Consider the following 16,146-nt stretch of genomic DNA (forward strand, 5'->3'; position numbering starts at 1 on the left):
CAATCCTGATCTTTATTTTTTATGAGAAAACTTTGGCATTCCAAAGGTTGGTGAGTTAAGTAAAAATGGCCAATCTTTTTGATAACCTAGTCCATATTTAAACAGAGCAACTAACATACGAGCAGTTAACCCCCAAATAATTTCATTATCAATCTGTAAGCTTGGGAAATATAAAGACTGATGAGCATATCGAACTTCATAGGGTGTCGGACGCGTCTCGATCAGTTGCTGTAACGGGACAAAGAAAATTCGATCAATTTCGGTAGGCTGAGGTATTAAAGTGACCTCAGGAGGAATAAGCCCAACGATCGGTTTTACAGACAAACCGCTTCTTGCTCGCTGCATCGGCAAATCACCTAACAACTGTACATCAAACGGATTTAAAGCTGTCTCTTCTTGAGCTTCTCTTAATGCAACAACAATATTACTGGTATCACTAGGATCACGCTTTCCCCCAGGAAAAGAGACTTCCCCCGCATGGTTGTTCATATGTATTGAACGGCGTGTAAGCAGTACCTTAGGATCATTCTCATTCGTAATGGCAATGAGTACTGCAGCTTGTGCTTCTTGTATGCGGGTGGAAAAGCGCAATCTTTGCTGTAACTTTTGTGTTAGCAAGTGCTCTTCCATACCATTCACCTATTATTCTGTCTCTCTTTGCATCATATCTGAAAATCAAAGTTAGGGAATAGAGTTGATGCGTAAGTCTAAAAATTCAGTTATGCTGGGTCATCTCTATACTCGATGATAATTATGAGTTTCTGTGTAGCGTGTGGGCATAAAACCGAACAAAAAATTCCTTTAGGTGATCATAAAGTACGCCGTGTTTGTACTCATTGTGGAAATATTCATTATGAAAACCCCAAAGTAATCTGCGGTGCCTTAGCGTTATGGGAAGACAAAGTATTACTTTGTCGTCGTGCGATTGAACCTCGTTATGGCTTATGGACATTACCTGCTGGTTATATGGAATTGTACGAAACCATGGAACAAGGTGCAGCACGTGAAACTCGTGAAGAAGCAGAAGCCGAGATAGAAATAGAACAACTTTATTGTATGTACAATATTCCGCGTATTGGTCAAATTTATGTTCTTTTCAAAGCACAGCTGAAAGATGGCATTTTTGGTGCTGGTGAAGAAAGCATCGAAAGTCGTCTGTTTGAAGAGCATGAAATTCCATGGGGAGAACTGGCCTTTCCTAGTGTCGAACATACATTAAGACATTATTTTGAAGATCGTAATAAACAAGTTTTTCCAACACATCTTGAAACTTTGGGTACTCGTTTAGACCATACAGGTTAATCAATTAGATAATAAAAAAGACCGCTTTCGCGGTCTTTTTTATATGTCTTTTATTTTTTTAAGATTTAGTCTTAATCTGATAACAATCAGCTGTTCTAAGTGTCACAGTTCCAGTCATACGTTGACCTAAAGCTTTTTCAGTCTCAGTCGGAGCAGGTGAAATATCTTTAATATTATTATAAACTTGTTGATAGAAAGCGTACGGATTTAACCATGAAACTGTTTTGTTATCATAGGTAGTAAGATTCGCACCACTGGTCTGCCCTTGTAATAGATTAGCAACGTTAATTTTTGCGCCACTTACAAGTAAAGTTTGGCTACCAGTTTGAGAAGTACTTTGAACTACATTTGAATTTAGGCCTACCACAATGCCATTTAACTTCCCTAATTGAGGCACCCCAAAAATCATTCTTACTGTAATTGACTTATCATTGGTGGCCGACTCTGTTCCTCCAGTTGTGCCAATTCTGTACTGCTGAACGCCATTGTTATCAATTAAACTCGTATTCGAAACCACTCCACACTGACCAGACATGTCTGTTGCAGTAGCATTAGGTTTAATATCTGTTCTAATGTCTCCATTTTCATCAACTACAATACCCAAATCAATAGGGGCAATTCCTGCTGTATCAAATTTAAAGTTTAGAGTTGCATATAATGGGAAAATATAAGTTTGACCAGATTTGACATTATTAGCTGTTTTAAAGATCTGATTAGACAGATAGCTCGCAGGGCTTACCTTATAAATATCCATAGAACCATTATAATTTTGGTTATCAACACTCTGTTTCCATAAAGCATACTGCTGAGGATTAGGAGTTTTAGTATTTGTTAACCCGAAATATGAACTATCACGTCCTGCAATAAGTGAATCATTCAATAATTTGCCTTGATAAATCACTAAATCTTCATTTGTATTGCTAGAAGTTTTTAAACGGAATGGTTGTGTTGATTTAATTTCTGTCTGTATTGGATCAAGCCAAGTAGTTTGCGAGTCTGCAACCATTTGAGTTGGCTTAGATTTCGTCAAGACATTTAATACTGCACTAATTGCTAACTGGCTTGTAATTGTACTCGTTCCTTTCCATTGTAAACCATAACCAAATGTATATCCCCGACGATCAGATAGTAAGAATAAATTACCAAACATATGTTGGGTATTAGCGCTATTTTTTGGGCAATCTGCTAAATTAGTTAAATTACATCCATAAAAATTTTCAGATATTAAATTAGGCTCAGCCAAAGTAATATAATCTGATTGATATAACCCTACTAAACTTAAGTGTGCCAACTGCGTTACCAATTCAAAAGCTTGCGTATCTGATACTGGACTTACATCTAACCATGGTTTCAAAATATTGGCATAAGCACCATTTTTCCATTCTGTAGCTGTAATATTTTGAACTAAAATATTTAAAGTATTTTTCTTCTCATCGGTAAATTGGGTTGGCTGCAAATCACCAGCAACATGATCTCCCCTCTCTAAGCCAACGCTTTGAAAAAGTTTTACCAATGCCATTGCAACCCGCACTGTAGGATCATTCTGGTTAAGTGAGGTTGGTGTTTGCCCAGTTAATCCAATCGCCATATCCATGACTTTCAAACGTGGCGGAACAGTCATCTGAATTTTTGAAACAGTGTCTAACTTAACAGAGCCTAGTTCAATTTTTCTTGTAGCTTTGGTATCTTGCAAATAAAAACTAGCAGTATCGCCTGCTTTACAAGATCCGATAACACTATTTCCAGAAGCCTTAGTAACAAAACTTAGATTCGCTGCACTACTACAGGTAAAATTAATACCCGCTATTGGGTAATCTAAAGAGAATTGTAGACAATCACTGTTTGTTACGGAACAACTTCCATTAGCAGTAGCTCCTCCTGATCCATTTGTAGGATTCTCATTTATTGTGGAACTACCACCACCACAACCGTTTAGCATCAGTGCCAATGTGGTAAGTGCAAAAGGCCATAAAACTTTTTTATTCATTAGATATCCTACTTATTTTTAACGTAATACTGAAATTTGAATTTGTCCCTGATTCGTTAACTCATTTTCTGCCACATCTACGGCAGAGGATAATGGCGTCAACATCATGTAATGTGCTAAGGGTGGTAATTTTAAAACACCTTGGATTGATGCGTGTTGTAATAGAGTAGAAGGATACGATTTACTCTAGCCAGGGGGGGCTGAAAACTCGCGTTGGATATCAAAATTAGCAAGAATACCCTGTACATCAGTTTGTAGCCCATCAATCTTGGCTAACGCTGCAGGGTTAAAATGAACAGCACTAATACCTGGTGGATCTGCTGTTACAGCATTCCCCATCGATAATGAACGAATATCAACAGCTAGGTTTTGTCCTAATTGAGCATTGGCAAAGCTAGAAAAACCAGAGATCACAATTGCCATTGTTAAAGGACATAATTTAGGATATTTCACCTGCCTATCTCCTTATTTTTATTTTTTGCGCAAACCTAAGATATCTAGCGGGAATGACAAACCAAGTGAAACATCTGGTGCATCCTCTGTTAAACCAAAGCCAACTGTACCGTTAACAATCGTATCAGGTGAAACACGTACCCCCAAAGCAAAAGCCATCACCGCACTACTCTGATCTGGTGACTGATATGATTCACCATTTGCAAACTGAAACTCTGAATTTAAGTTAAAGCTTTGTTGGTAAGACATGGTTAAGGACACATCATAGTTAAAGGAATAGGCAAAACCGAAAGAGAATCCTCCACTGATTCCAGGATCAAAAGATTCTAAAATACGATTACCACGTACCTGATTTAAACCAGTCTTTTTAAAACCATAATTGGCAGATGCTGAAGCAAATAAAACCACCGGATCGATATATTTACGAGTACTTGCTCCTAAACCTACAGAGTAATAACCTTTACCAGTTGAAAGTTCATTTTGAGCAACTTCATATGGACTATCGCCAGTTTTAGTAGAAACGCTACCAAACAAAACTAAAGGTAAGCGTCCTTGTTTCAATGGGAAAGGTTCCCAACGTGCACCTAATGAAATATCCCCTAACCCTGCAGTATCTGAATCACTAGCAATATCAGATTTAGCAACAAGAGGTACAGTCGCTGAAAGTGTTAAATTATCTAAAACACCATATTGAGCTGTAAAACTGTTGGTCAATGTATGCTGAGCATCTTCCCTAATACTCAATCGACTAATACTAGAATTATCATCTCCTAATGCTAAATCTAAAATACTATCGCGGTAATAGGTATAATCGAGATCATAATATGTTGAAATTTCGCCTTTTTTAATTAATGAATATTGTCGTTCATTCGAGGTAAAAACTTCTTGTAAATTGGTCTCTTGGCTCGCATCTCCTTCTTTTTTCTGTAAAGCAGTCGCGGCTTGATTTGCTTCTGGATTAGCTGATGTAGGTTCAGATTCAGTAGTGGTAGATCCATTAGTCGGAGCTAATGCATCTTCTTGCACTGAATTTGATGTTGGCGTTACATCTGATACCGTGGTCGCTTCAGAAACAGCTGTACTATTTTGTACATCTGCTTGTGCAACTTGATCATCTGCATAAAGTGTACCTGTAATAGCACTCATGCTTAATACCAATACACTCATCTTCATCCATCGATTATTCATATTTCTTCCCACCCAATTTATTTATTTTACTAAATCAAATTTTCATTACTTACGTTTGTAATAAAGACGCATATAAGTTTCTATCGGCTGATTATGATTGGAAGAGTGACTATCATTATCCAGAACCCTTCGCATTGTTGAGGCTTTATTTGCTAAACGATCATAATTAAACGTTGGATATTGCACATCCACAAAGGCATAACGGTTAACAGTTGCATCTTCCACATGACGCATATCAGCATCTTTCAATGTTAATAAGTCTTTACGCTGTGATTCAGGCACAGAAATAACAAATAACGTATTATTATCCCAAACCTCTTTAAAACGATTTTCATCAAAGCTGATATTGCCTAAAGCAGGATCAGCTACATAGACTCGTCCATCTTTATAAGCTTTATATACGACAAAATGTTTAAAACCAGCATATGAAATAGGAACAATCGCAGGTTGACCTAATTTAACTAAATCCGAAAACTCCCCTCGATAACCGCCACTATCCAAACCAATAGCAGTTACGAAACGCTTCATATCAAGTAGTGAAAAGCTACGGCGTTCAATAATTCGTTGATACTCACCATACTGAAGTAAACCACTCATTGTTTGTTGTTCAGTTAAGCTTGTACCCACATAACCATTCAACAAAGTTGTAAGTGCAGCTGAACCACAGCTATAGTCATATGCTTGTCGAACAATACCGCGAAATTGATCTTCTATCGCAGGCTTAATCGTTACTGGCTCAATATGATTTCGGCGAAATGATAAATTACGTGAATCGGCAGTCTCTGTATAATAAACAGTTCCCGGTGGCTTTTTTTCTATTTCGAAGGCTTCTGTCGCAAAGTAATATATCAATGCTGAGCCCAAAGCAATCTCTAACATAAGCACTTGTTCTAAATGGTGGCCTAACTGGCCTTATTCATTTTATTCTTAGAGCAATAGATCTACATCCCTGTGTGTTGAAGATACCTTTTTTTTTGAAAAAAACAGCCTTTTTTTACTTTTTTTTGATGAACGTTTAGTTTTATAAAAATAAAGAGACTTTTATAGTTAATTTAAATTGATTCTTAATTTAACGGCTTATTTTTATCAATTAAAATATATTTTTATATAACAAAACTAGATGAGTTAATAAATTAAAAAAGCGCGTATTAAACGCGCTTTTTTTATTAAAACTTTTAAATTAGTGGCCAGAAATTGTAATTGTAGAAGTACCTACATTAATACCTTGGATTTCAACATCACCAATTGAAGCAGCAGTATTTGAACCTAAACGAATACCCTGTGCATAGACGTTCATGCCTTGAGTACTATTATTTTGAATCTTCAATCCAGTCGGCACAACAGAAATGTCAGCATTCACATCTAAGTTACCAGTTGTATTACCAGCACCACGGACCATAACTTTATCAAGGACAATTTTACCACCGCCAGCAGCATCATTAATACCTAGGTTAGATAAAGTTAAACCACCTTGCAAACTTGAATTTACTTTAATCATTGCACCTTGTGGTGTAGCACCTAATTGAACATTAGCTGAAATAGCGCCTAAAGATAAATCTAAACCAGAAAGAATTTCAGTTGGAGCTGCTTCTGTAATACCACGTACAGCAGTAGTTTCATTTAAAGTACCAGAACTACCAACACCAATAGAACCAACTTTTACATTAACTGCACCTACATTTGCAGCAACGTTTAAAAACGCGCCATTTGTAGCAGATGCACCAACGCTATCAATTTTAAGATCTAATAAATTCTGTGTTGTATCTACCTGCGTAAGAGTTATCGCTTTACCTTGAGTTGCATCTGTACCCGTAATTGTGATTGCACCTGCAGTTGCTGTAGCACCCACAATACCTGTAGTTGGGTCTAAACCATCGTTATCGTGAATATATAATTTATCGATGGAAATACCGCCAGCACCCAAAGCGATACCGATATTAATACCATCTTGACCAGTAGCAGCACTAAGCGCAGCATCGTCCATTGACTGCATTGCCATTGCATTTGCGCTGATAGCTAAAGAAGAAACTAAAGCAAGTTTAGTGAACATTTTCATTGAGCACTCTCCCAAGAGCATTTATTTTTTGACTTTAACCACTCTCATTGTCTCAAGTCGCATTTTTCTTTATATGGCAACCGAAACTTCCAATCCTTGAGTAGTTTTGCTTAGCAATTACTAAATTACATCTACGTTACTTTTTGTTCAACTAGTGTTGTGCATTTTTTGCCAATTACCCGACAAACGGTACACCTTAGGTTTTACTTCATAAATGATCATAAACATATAAAATCTTAAGCTGTAATTGTGCTTGTTTTATCAGCAAAAAGCTTTCCAATTAAAACTCTTCCTCCTGATGAACTATGACTTGTAGTAAACTATGTTCTCTCATTAACCACTACCTTATTTAAAAATGTCTCAGTTAAAGAAAAAAATCTCTTTACATGGTAAAAGTGCTGCCGATATTTTAAAAAAGTTACACGGGTTAACTGGGCTTATTTATTTAAATGACAATAACAATCCAATTATTGGATTTCTTCCTCAAAAATATATTCTTTTTCAAGATGAAAGTTATTTAGAGTTTCATCATCAAAATTTTAATGAATATAGAAATATATCAAAATTAAATCACTTAATAGACTTTACCCAATTTAAAGAGAATAATTCACAAGGAAATATTAAATCTACGACAAGTTTTACAGGAGGTTATATTGGTTTTATCAGTTATGATTTTTCTGCTCATCAGTTTATTGACATACGAAACCACATACAGCCCTCTTTATTCTTAGGACAATATCGCTCTTTTTTAAAATATATAGATAATGATTGGTATTTTTTTAGTGATGAATCAGATGCACTTGAGCTATTCTCATATATTGAAAATAGAATAGAGAATTCTATTTCTAATCATTCTAAAAATATATTTGAATTAAAAACTACTATTCAGCCAAGATGGTCTAAAAAACAATATTTTGATGCTTTTAATAAAATACAAGAATATATTAAAGCTGGTGATTGCTATCAAATTAATTTAACCCAAGAATTTAAAGCTGATTTCAAAGGATCTTTATTAAATAAAGCAGCAGATTTATGGAATCTTACTAATGCACCATATGCAGGCTATTTAAAGTTAGATAATTTTGAATTATTAAGTTGTTCCCCCGAGCTTTTTATTGAATTCAATCAAAATAAACAAATTAAGACAAGACCCATTAAAGGAACAATGCCTCGCTATAAAAATGTAGAAAAAGATTTTATTTCAAAACAAACCTTAAAAAACTCTCAAAAAGATCAGGCAGAGAATGTCATGATTGTTGATTTATTACGTAATGATTTGAGCATTTATGCCAATACAGGATCTGTAAAAACAACAAAACTATTTGAGATTGAAAGTTTCAATCAAGTACATCACATGGTAAGCGAAATCGTTGCGACCCTTAAAGATGACGTCAATCCTATGGAAATGCTTCTCTCTGCCTTACCTGGAGGATCAATCACAGGTGCTCCGAAAATTCGGGCAATGCAGATCATTGAAGAGTTAGAGGAAGCAGCAAGAGGTGCATATTGCGGCACATTAGGCTATTTCAATTTTGATGGTACAGGCCGCTGGAATATTCTTATCCGTAGTTTTCAACAATATCAGAATCAGCTTTCTTTATGGGCTGGCGGTGGTATTACAATTGCATCAAATGCTGAAGCAGAATATCAAGAGAGTCTTGATAAAGTCTCTGCTATGCTGAACCTAATGAACAACACAGCAGAGTAAAATTTACAGAATATCTTGTTTTAATGTTTGTACTAAACGCTCATTTTGCTCATCAGTTCCTACAGTTATTCGCAAGAATTGATTAATACGAGGCTTATTGAAATAGCGCACAATAATGCCCTGCTCACGTAATTGCTGTGCAAGCTGACCTGCATCATGCAATGGATGTGAAGCAAAAATAAAGTTTGCTTTAGAAGGTAAAACTTTAAAGCCCAAAGTAGTTAATTCATCTACTAGCTTTTCACGACTAGAAATAACTTTTTGACATTGTTCTTCAAAATAAGTTTGATCTTCAAAAGAGGCTACCGCTGCTGCAATTGCAAAACGGTCAATAGGATATGAATTAAAACTATTTTTGACAGCTTCAAGTGCAGCAATTAAATGAGACTGAGCAATCGCGAAGCCAACGCGTAAACCCGCAAGAGAACGAGATTTTGAAGTTGTTTGACACACAACCAGATTCTCATAGCGATTTACTAAACTCACAGCTGATTCTGCACCAAAGTCAACATAAGCCTCATCAATGACAACCACTCGATCTGGATTAGCTTTTAAAATTTGTTCGATTTCTGCTAAGCCTAGTGCAATACTTGTTGGAGCATTAGGGTTTGTAATAATAACCCCACCATTTGGTTGCACATAATCTTTAACTTCTATCTTAAAATTATCATTGAGTGGGATTTCTTTAGTCTTTGTACCAAAAAACTGACTATAAACTGGATAAAAGCTATAAGTGATATCTGGATAAAGAATTGGTTCATCTTGAAGAAAAAATGCTTTAAAAATATGAGCAAGTACTTCATCTGAGCCATTACCAACAAAAACTTGTGAAACTTCAATATTCTGTTGCTTAGCAATCGCATGTTTTAATGCCGTAGCATCTGGGTCTGGATATAAACGCAATGCATCAGCCTGATGAGTTAAAACAGCTTGAACTGCTTCAACTACTTTTGGTGATGGCGGATATGGATTTTCATTTGTATTGAGCTTCAATAAATTCTGAATTTTAGGCTGTTCACCAGGAACATACGGCTCTAACTCACGAACTTCTGGACTCCAAAAGCGCATTTGTGCTGTAGATAAAGTCATGGTCTTATCTCAAAAAAGGGCTGAAAACCAGCCCTGAGTAATAATTAAAAAACTACAAGGTTTATAAGCTTATTGATAACGATAGCGAGCTGAGCGTGCATGGGCATCTAAGTTCTCTTGGACAGCTAATATGTCGGCTGTTTTGGCTAACAATTTGACTCCATCTTTCGAACACATAATTAAGCTCGAACGTTTTTGGAAATCATAAACACCTAATGGAGAAGAAAAACGAGCAGTTCCAGAGGTCGGTAATACATGGTTTGGACCTGCACAATAGTCACCAATTGCTTCAGGTGTATAGCGCCCCATGAAAATTGCTCCAGCATGGCGAATATCTTCACTCATAGCCTCGGCATCATCTAAGCAAAGTTCCAAATGTTCTGGTGCAACTTGATTAATCAAATCAATTGCTTCTGCACGGTCCTTTACTAATACCAAAGCACCACGGTTTTCAATCGAAGTTCTCGCAATGTCTGCCTTTGGCAATTCATTTAAATGCTTTTCAATTGCCAACTCTACCGCATTAAGCAAAGCTTCATCAGGAGTAATGAAAATAGCTTGAGCAACTGTGTCATGTTCAGCCTGAGATAAAACATCCATAGCTAACCAATCTGCATTATTTTCACCTTCTGCATATACTAAAATTTCAGAAGGTCCAGCAATCATATCAATACCAACCTGACCAAATACAGCGCGTTTGGCAGCCGCCACAAAACGATTTCCAGGGCCAGTAATTTTATCTACAGGTGGAATAGTCTGAGTACCATAAGCAAGCGCTGCTACAGCTTGAGCTCCCCCAATGGTGAATACTCGACTCACTCCTGCAAGGTAAGCCGCAGCTAGAACCAATGGATTTAGTTCACCGTTTGGTGCAGGAACAACCATAATAATTTCAGGTACACCAGCAACATGGGCTGGCACTGCATTCATTAAAACTGAAGACGGATAAGAGGCTAAACCACCTGGTACGTAAATACCCACACGGTCTAGAGGTGTGACTTTTTGTCCTAATGTATTACCTAAATCATCTATATAAGTCCAGCTCTCTTGTTTCTGAGCTTCATGAAATGTACGAATACGCTTTGCTGCTAACTCTAGAGCATCACGAATTTCTGGGCTTAAATTATCAAAAGCAGTTTTAAGTTGTTGTTGAGATAATTCTAAATCTGAAAATTGATGCGCAGGATGTCGATCGAACTGTTGAGTAAGCTTTAAAACATGATCATCACCATGCTGACGAACATCAGCAATAATTTGATCTACTGTTTGCACTAAATTAAGATCATTTACAGTTTCAAATGCTAAAAGCTCAGCAAAAACCTGTTTGAAGTTCTGATCTTGAGTCGATAAACGTCGCATCAATTTACCCACAAGGCGAAAAAGAAAAACCAAGTTTACTCTTTTTCTAAGCGCTTGTGGGCATCATCTGAAGCAACTATCACAAAAGCATGATGGGAAATTGCTTTTAACGTGATTGAACGGCTTGCTCAAGCTGTGAAATGATTGGATTTAATAGAGTTTGCTTACGTTTAAAACTAGCTTTATTTACAATTAAACGTGAAGAAACTTTGCAAATTTCCTCTAATGGCTCAAGACCATTCGCTCTTAGCGTATTACCAGTGTCGACCACATCGACAATGTAATCACCCAAACCCACCAAAGGCGCTAACTCCATAGAACCATAGAGTTTGATCACATCGACTTGCTCACCTAAGCTTGCATAATACTGACGTGTAAGATTGACGTATTTCGTGGCAATTTTTAAACGGCCTTTTGGACGTTCCATTCCCACTTTGCCAGCAGTCATTAATTTACACTTAGCGATTTTCAGGTCAAGTAGCTCATACACATGCTGAGCGCCATGTTCCATCAACACATCTTTGCCTGCTACACCTAAATCTGCTGCGCCATTTTCTACATAGGTAGGCACATCAGATGCACGTAAAATCAAAATACGTACTTGCTTATGCGTAGTAGGAAAAATGAGTTTGCGGGACTTTTCCGGATCTTCGAGCAAATTAATACCCGCTGTAGCTAGTAAAGGTAACGTCTCTTTTAAGATACGTCCTTTACTGAGTGCCAAGGTCAAACCATGATCAAAATTGCCCATCACATCAAAATTAGGATCATCGTTTCTTACATCATTCATTAACTTACTCGCTTAATTTTGGCACCTAAACCTTGAAGTTTCTCTTCGACATGCTCATACCCACGGTCAATATGGTAGATACGGTCAATTAAGGTATCTCCTTCTGCCACTAAAGCTGCCAAAACTAGAGAGAACGAAGCACGCAAATCTGTTGCCATTACAGGTGCAGCCTGTAAAGTTTCTACTCCAGTCACGACAGCATCATGACCTTCAACCTGAATATTAGCACCCATGCGTGACAATTCAGGAACATGCATAAAACGATTTTCAAAAATCGTTTCAGAGATAGTTGCAAATCCACGACCAATAGCATTTACAGCCATAAGCTGAGCTTGCATATCTGTTGGAAACTCTGGATGTGGCAAAGTTCTAAAACTTACAGCTTTAGGGCGTTTGCCTAACATATCAAGTTCGATCCAGTCATCACCACGAGTGACTTCGGCACCCATTTCTTCAAACTTATCCAAAACAGATTCAAGTAATGCAGGGTCGGTATGTGTAGTTTTGACACGACCGCCCGTAATTGCCGCAGCTGCCAAATAAGATCCCGTTTCGATACGATCAGCTACCACAGCATATTCACAGCCATGCAAACTTTCTACTCCAGTTACAACAAGAGTATCAGTATCAAGTCCTTCAATCTTAGCGCCCATTTTAATGAGCATTTGAGCAAGGTCAGTGATCTCAGGCTCACGAGCTGCATTACGAATAGTCGTAACACCATCAGCCAGTGCAGCAGCCATCAAGATGTTTTCAGTACCACCAACGGTAACCATATCAAAAACAACTTCGCCGCCTTTTAAACGACCTTCAACTGAAGCATGGACATAACCATTTTCAACTTCAATATGTGCACCTAAAGCCTCTAAGGCTTTTAAATGCTGATCAACTGGACGTGATCCAATTGCACAACCACCTGGTAAAGAAACTTTCGCATTACCGTAACGCGCTAATAATGGTCCTAAAACCAAAATTGAGGCACGCATTGTTTTTACTAGTTCATATGGAGCAAACTGATTATCTAAAGTAGAGGTATCAGCTTTTACTGTGTCATTTTCATAGCCGATTGTAACCCCTAAACCACCAATCAACTTGACCAAAGTATTTACGTCTTTAAGATTTGGAACATTAGTGATCGTAATTGGAGAGTCTGCAAGAATAGTTGCAGCAAGTAATGGTAAAGCTGCATTTTTAGCACCAGAAATGCGCACTTCCCCGTCGAGCTTAACACCACCCGTAATTAAAAATTTATCCATTAATATTTAAGCTCCGAAAAGGCTTGCTTTACGCCATTCATCTTTGGTCATTGCACGAATTGTTACCGCATGAACTTCGCCACTTGCAATATAAGTATTTAATGGTGCATAAACTAATTGTTGGCGAGCAACAGTACGCTTACCGTCAAATTGATCATCCACAATACGGAGGTCAAATTTTCCGGCCTGTCCGCTCACCGCTACTTCCGCTTCAGGGAAAGCTTCTTTTAAAATTTGAGTGAGCTGTTCACTATTCATTGCAAAGACCTCTGACGCAACCTAAGGTGTAAAACGAAGTATTTTACTATAACTTTTTCAAAGAATTCAGTACGTGTTTATATTTTATCAATAAAAAAGAGGCTATGTTTCAAGCCTCTTTCAATTATATAAAACTTATTAAATAGAAACAGCAACTTGCGAATAAGTGCACTGCATTTTCCGATATTTTAATAATTGTTTTTTTAATTTTTCAGTTAGTTTTTTAATTGAAGTATACATATCATCAGCAGTTGCTTGAGCAAACAACTCAATTCCTGGCAATCTTACTATAGCCTCTGCAACATGGTTCGAACTACCTTTATGAGAGCGCTTATCAATTTGATGATCTTTTGTTAATTTAATCTGCATACTATTCACCTGATCTAAGTGTTTTGTTAACTGATTAAATTTTAATTTAATATTTTCTTCTATAGCTGGTGTAATTGCTAAATGATGTCCACGAATCGTTATTTGCATAATTCTATCCCTCACCTTTTTTAGGTTATCTAAAGAAGAACTAAAACGATTTAATGCTATCAAAAAGAAAACTTAGAACAATTAAACCATTTTAGTTACTCTCTTGGTGAAAATGAAATTTCATTATTTCGTCATAATGAATCTCTAGAATAGCCATACTTCAAAATTCAGATCAAGACTTTTCTTTCAGACGACGAAGGAATATGTAACGATTCTCGATATTTTGCGACCGTTCTTCGAGCCACTTCAATTCCCTCATCCTTTAACAATGTAGCAATTACATTATCTGACAAAGGCTTACGTGGATTTTCATTGGCGACTAGTTTCTTAATCATTGCCCGAATTGCGGTGGAAGATGCCTCTCCCCCTGCTGTTGTTCCTACATGGCTAGAGAAAAAATATTTCAACTCAAATAGACCACGAGGCGTAAGCATATATTTATTTGTAGTTACACGAGAAACAGTAGATTCATGCAATTCGACTTCTTCTGCCACATCTCGAAGAACTAGCGGCTTCATTGCTTCAGGACCTATTTCCAAAAAGGCTTTTTGATGCTCTACAATACAAGAAGCTACTTTTAATAACGTTTTATGCCTTTCATCAATACTTTTGATAAAGTTTTTCGCCTCAAGCATTTGATTACGTAAATATAAATTATCCTCACTCTGATCTGCTCTACGAATCATACTAGAGTAAAAAGAATTAATTCTTAATTTAGGAAGTACATCTGGGTTTAGCTGAACCTGCCAATGTAAATCTTTTTTTGAAACCACCACATCAGGAATTTGATAATCAGATTCTTGCCTATCAAAATCCATACCAGGATAAGGTTTTAACGTTTTTAAAAGATTGATTGCAAATTTTAATTGGTCTTTCGTTAAACCAGTTTGCTTGAGTAATTTGTTAAGATCATTGGCTATCAAAAGCTCATAATACTGTAATAGATTTTTTGCCTCGTTTAGATATTCAACATCTTTGGGTAGAAATTCGAGCTGTACCTTTAAACATTCCGCTAAATTACGCGAACCAATCCCTAAAGGATCAAGTCGTTGAATGTGTTTTAAAACAACTAAAACCTCATCTTCTTCGATCTCTTCCTCAATATCCATTTCACTCAATAATTGTTGTGCCGCTAAAATTATTTCTTCAATTTCAGCATCTAAAAATCCCTTATCATCTAATGCATCAACAATACAATAAGCAATCAATTGATCTATTTTAGAAAAATGCAAAAGGTTAACTTGTTCTAGAATATGTTCCTTTAGCGATAATTGAACTTGGCGATTATCCTCTCGCTCTTCAAATTCTGGAGTAGCCAAAGCTGTTGATTGATGGGTATACACATCATCCCACTCAGTATCAACAGGTAAATCATCAGGCAAATGATCTGCATTTAGCTCAGTCGTTAAGTCATCTGATTCTTTATTTTCTAATGCAGCCAGACTCTCCGTTAGTGATTCTTCTTCTATTTTTTCAAGTAAAGGATTACTATCTAGTTGAATCTGAATTTCCTGTTCAAGCTCTAAACTAGAGAGTTGTAACAAACGAATCGCCTGCTGCAATTGAGGTGTTAACGATAGAGAATTCGCTACTTTCAATCCAACAGATAATTTCATATATTTCATTTTCCATAAAACAAGCAAAAATCATGCCTATTTAATATTTATAACATATAGTCTCCATTTGTCATACATATCCAACTGAAATTTGCAGAAGAAAAAAGAGATTTTTCCAATTATAAAAATAATCTTATTAAATTAATTCTATCAAACATAGTTCTCATATGAAGTCAGACACGAAATCTTGTTATTAAAAGTTAATTAAGAGGAGCTAGTTCTCTGTTAATTTTGTCTAATTGACTACTCTTCGTTTGTATAGTTTTTCTATTAAATTTAAAGATTCAAATCATAGTTTACTATTTTATATTTATTCCCCCACACATATATTTTTTATCACATAAAAAAACACCCCCATTCGTTAGAACGGGGGTGTTTAGAATAATGAGCTGGCGATGACTTACTCTCACATGGGTAACCCCACACTACCATCAGCGCTAAGAGGTTTCACTTCTGAGTTCGGGAAGGGATCAGGTGGTTCACTCTTGCTATGGTCGCCAGCACAACTGGTATGGATACTTGCTTCGTTTTATTCACTGTGTGATACGTTGCGTTTTCCAAATCTTTACAGATGGGCTGATTGGTCTGATTTTTCGTTGTTCATTTT

At 36.6% G+C, this 16,146-nt stretch carries 14 protein-coding genes, 1 rRNA gene and 2 pseudogenes; 2 read left to right on the forward strand and 15 right to left on the reverse strand.

Features of this window, described 5'->3' with window-relative positions:
• Positions 1-12: 12 nt before the first annotated feature.
• The gene (locus HMPREF0013_RS12585; protein ID WP_014208431.1) at positions 13-639 is read right to left on the reverse strand and encodes a CoA pyrophosphatase; all 627 of its coding nucleotides are present in this window, start codon (positions 637-639) and stop codon (positions 13-15) included.
• 114 nt (positions 640-753) lie between these two features.
• Between HMPREF0013_RS12585 and HMPREF0013_RS12590 the strand changes: the two genes are divergently transcribed.
• Positions 754-1,302, forward strand: coding sequence for an NUDIX hydrolase (locus tag HMPREF0013_RS12590; protein ID WP_019767955.1), 549 nt, complete (start codon positions 754-756; stop codon positions 1,300-1,302).
• 58 nt (positions 1,303-1,360) lie between these two features.
• On the opposite strand, the gene HMPREF0013_RS12595 is transcribed toward HMPREF0013_RS12590, so the two are convergent.
• The 6 genes and pseudogenes from HMPREF0013_RS12595 to HMPREF0013_RS12615 all read right to left on the reverse strand — a co-directional run bounded on the left by HMPREF0013_RS12595 (position 1,361) and on the right by HMPREF0013_RS12615 (position 6,986).
• Complete coding sequence (locus HMPREF0013_RS12595) at positions 1,361-3,289, reverse strand: hypothetical protein (protein WP_005803371.1); 1,929 nt, start codon at positions 3,287-3,289, stop codon at positions 1,361-1,363.
• Between the two features lie 18 nt (positions 3,290-3,307).
• Positions 3,308-3,475, reverse strand: a pseudogene (locus tag HMPREF0013_RS24520) (protein FilE); the annotation flags it as partial.
• Between the two features lie 3 nt (positions 3,476-3,478).
• A pseudogene (locus HMPREF0013_RS12600) lies at positions 3,479-3,742 on the reverse strand (long-chain fatty acid ABC transporter); the annotation flags it as partial.
• 18 nt (positions 3,743-3,760) lie between these two features.
• A complete protein-coding gene (locus HMPREF0013_RS12605; RefSeq protein ID WP_044118984.1) occupies positions 3,761-4,930 on the reverse strand; it encodes a transporter in 1,170 nt (389 codons plus the stop codon).
• A 45-nt stretch (positions 4,931-4,975) separates the two neighbouring features.
• The gene (locus HMPREF0013_RS12610) at positions 4,976-5,809 is read right to left on the reverse strand and encodes a C39 family peptidase (RefSeq protein WP_002115878.1); all 834 of its coding nucleotides are present in this window, start codon (positions 5,807-5,809) and stop codon (positions 4,976-4,978) included.
• Between the two features lie 301 nt (positions 5,810-6,110).
• Positions 6,111-6,986 (reverse strand): DUF6160 family protein, encoded by an 876-nt coding sequence (locus HMPREF0013_RS12615; protein ID WP_005071240.1) that lies wholly within the window; start codon positions 6,984-6,986, stop codon positions 6,111-6,113.
• Between the two features lie 355 nt (positions 6,987-7,341).
• Between HMPREF0013_RS12615 and HMPREF0013_RS12620 the strand changes: the two genes are divergently transcribed.
• Positions 7,342-8,694, forward strand: a complete 1,353-nt coding sequence (locus HMPREF0013_RS12620) for an anthranilate synthase component I family protein (protein ID WP_005803379.1) — start codon at positions 7,342-7,344, stop codon at positions 8,692-8,694.
• 3 nt (positions 8,695-8,697) lie between these two features.
• Here the strand turns inward: HMPREF0013_RS12620 and hisC are convergent, their stop codons facing one another.
• The 8 genes from hisC to rrf all read right to left on the reverse strand — a co-directional run bounded on the left by hisC (position 8,698) and on the right by rrf (position 16,041).
• Positions 8,698-9,783, reverse strand: a complete 1,086-nt coding sequence (gene hisC / locus HMPREF0013_RS12625; RefSeq protein WP_005803381.1) for a histidinol-phosphate transaminase — start codon at positions 9,781-9,783, stop codon at positions 8,698-8,700.
• 69 nt (positions 9,784-9,852) lie between these two features.
• Positions 9,853-11,142 (reverse strand): histidinol dehydrogenase, encoded by a 1,290-nt coding sequence (hisD, locus tag HMPREF0013_RS12630; protein WP_019767958.1) that lies wholly within the window; start codon positions 11,140-11,142, stop codon positions 9,853-9,855.
• Positions 11,143-11,248: 106 nt separating this feature from the next.
• Positions 11,249-11,932: an ATP phosphoribosyltransferase gene (gene hisG, locus HMPREF0013_RS12635; protein ID WP_005071248.1), complete on the reverse strand. Its 684-nt coding sequence runs from the start codon at positions 11,930-11,932 to the stop codon at positions 11,249-11,251.
• Positions 11,932-13,188: a UDP-N-acetylglucosamine 1-carboxyvinyltransferase gene (murA, locus tag HMPREF0013_RS12640; RefSeq protein ID WP_002115380.1), complete on the reverse strand. Its 1,257-nt coding sequence runs from the start codon at positions 13,186-13,188 to the stop codon at positions 11,932-11,934. Before murA ends, hisG begins: the two co-directional genes overlap by 1 nt.
• Before the next feature lie 6 nt (positions 13,189-13,194).
• Positions 13,195-13,446 carry a BolA family iron metabolism protein IbaG gene (ibaG, locus tag HMPREF0013_RS12645; protein ID WP_002115399.1) on the reverse strand — a complete coding sequence of 84 codons (252 nt, stop codon included), beginning with the start codon at positions 13,444-13,446 and terminating at the stop codon, positions 13,195-13,197.
• 138 nt (positions 13,447-13,584) lie between these two features.
• Entirely contained in the window at positions 13,585-13,923 is a 339-nt protein-coding gene (hpf, locus tag HMPREF0013_RS12650; RefSeq protein WP_002115387.1) for a ribosome hibernation-promoting factor, HPF/YfiA family, read from the reverse strand.
• Between the two features lie 167 nt (positions 13,924-14,090).
• Positions 14,091-15,539 (reverse strand): RNA polymerase factor sigma-54, encoded by a 1,449-nt coding sequence (locus tag HMPREF0013_RS12655; RefSeq protein ID WP_005803387.1) that lies wholly within the window; start codon positions 15,537-15,539, stop codon positions 14,091-14,093.
• Between the two features lie 387 nt (positions 15,540-15,926).
• A 5S ribosomal RNA gene (gene rrf, locus HMPREF0013_RS12660) occupies positions 15,927-16,041 on the reverse strand.
• Between the last annotated feature and the right edge of the window lie 105 nt (positions 16,042-16,146).

It is taken from the genome of Acinetobacter sp. SH024 (genome assembly GCF_000163635.1).
Classification (GTDB): Bacteria; Pseudomonadota; Gammaproteobacteria; order Pseudomonadales; family Moraxellaceae; genus Acinetobacter; species Acinetobacter pittii.

What these genes read in the sequence shown, in the direction of transcription:
- HMPREF0013_RS12590 (WP_019767955.1), top strand. Translation starts at nt 754, where the DNA reads ATGAGTTTCTGTGTAGCGTGTGGGCATAAAACCGAACAAAAAATTCCT.
- HMPREF0013_RS12595 (WP_005803371.1), bottom strand. Translation starts at nt 3,289, where the DNA reads ATGAATAAAAAAGTTTTATGGCCTTTTGCACTTACCACATTGGCACTG.
- HMPREF0013_RS12605 (WP_044118984.1), bottom strand. Translation starts at nt 4,930, where the DNA reads ATGAATAATCGATGGATGAAGATGAGTGTATTGGTATTAAGCATGAGT.
- HMPREF0013_RS12610 (WP_002115878.1), bottom strand. Translation starts at nt 5,809, where the DNA reads ATGTTAGAGATTGCTTTGGGCTCAGCATTGATATATTACTTTGCGACA.
- HMPREF0013_RS12615 (WP_005071240.1), bottom strand. Translation starts at nt 6,986, where the DNA reads ATGAAAATGTTCACTAAACTTGCTTTAGTTTCTTCTTTAGCTATCAGC.
- HMPREF0013_RS12620 (WP_005803379.1), top strand. Translation starts at nt 7,342, where the DNA reads ATGTCTCAGTTAAAGAAAAAAATCTCTTTACATGGTAAAAGTGCTGCC.
- hisC (WP_005803381.1), bottom strand. Translation starts at nt 9,783, where the DNA reads ATGACTTTATCTACAGCACAAATGCGCTTTTGGAGTCCAGAAGTTCGT.
- hisD (WP_019767958.1), bottom strand. Translation starts at nt 11,142, where the DNA reads ATGCGACGTTTATCGACTCAAGATCAGAACTTCAAACAGGTTTTTGCT.
- hisG (WP_005071248.1), bottom strand. Translation starts at nt 11,932, where the DNA reads ATGAATGATGTAAGAAACGATGATCCTAATTTTGATGTGATGGGCAAT.
- murA (WP_002115380.1), bottom strand. Translation starts at nt 13,188, where the DNA reads ATGGATAAATTTTTAATTACGGGTGGTGTTAAGCTCGACGGGGAAGTG.
- ibaG (WP_002115399.1), bottom strand. Translation starts at nt 13,446, where the DNA reads ATGAATAGTGAACAGCTCACTCAAATTTTAAAAGAAGCTTTCCCTGAA.
- hpf (WP_002115387.1), bottom strand. Translation starts at nt 13,923, where the DNA reads ATGCAAATAACGATTCGTGGACATCATTTAGCAATTACACCAGCTATA.
- HMPREF0013_RS12655 (WP_005803387.1), bottom strand. Translation starts at nt 15,539, where the DNA reads ATGAAATTATCTGTTGGATTGAAAGTAGCGAATTCTCTATCGTTAACA.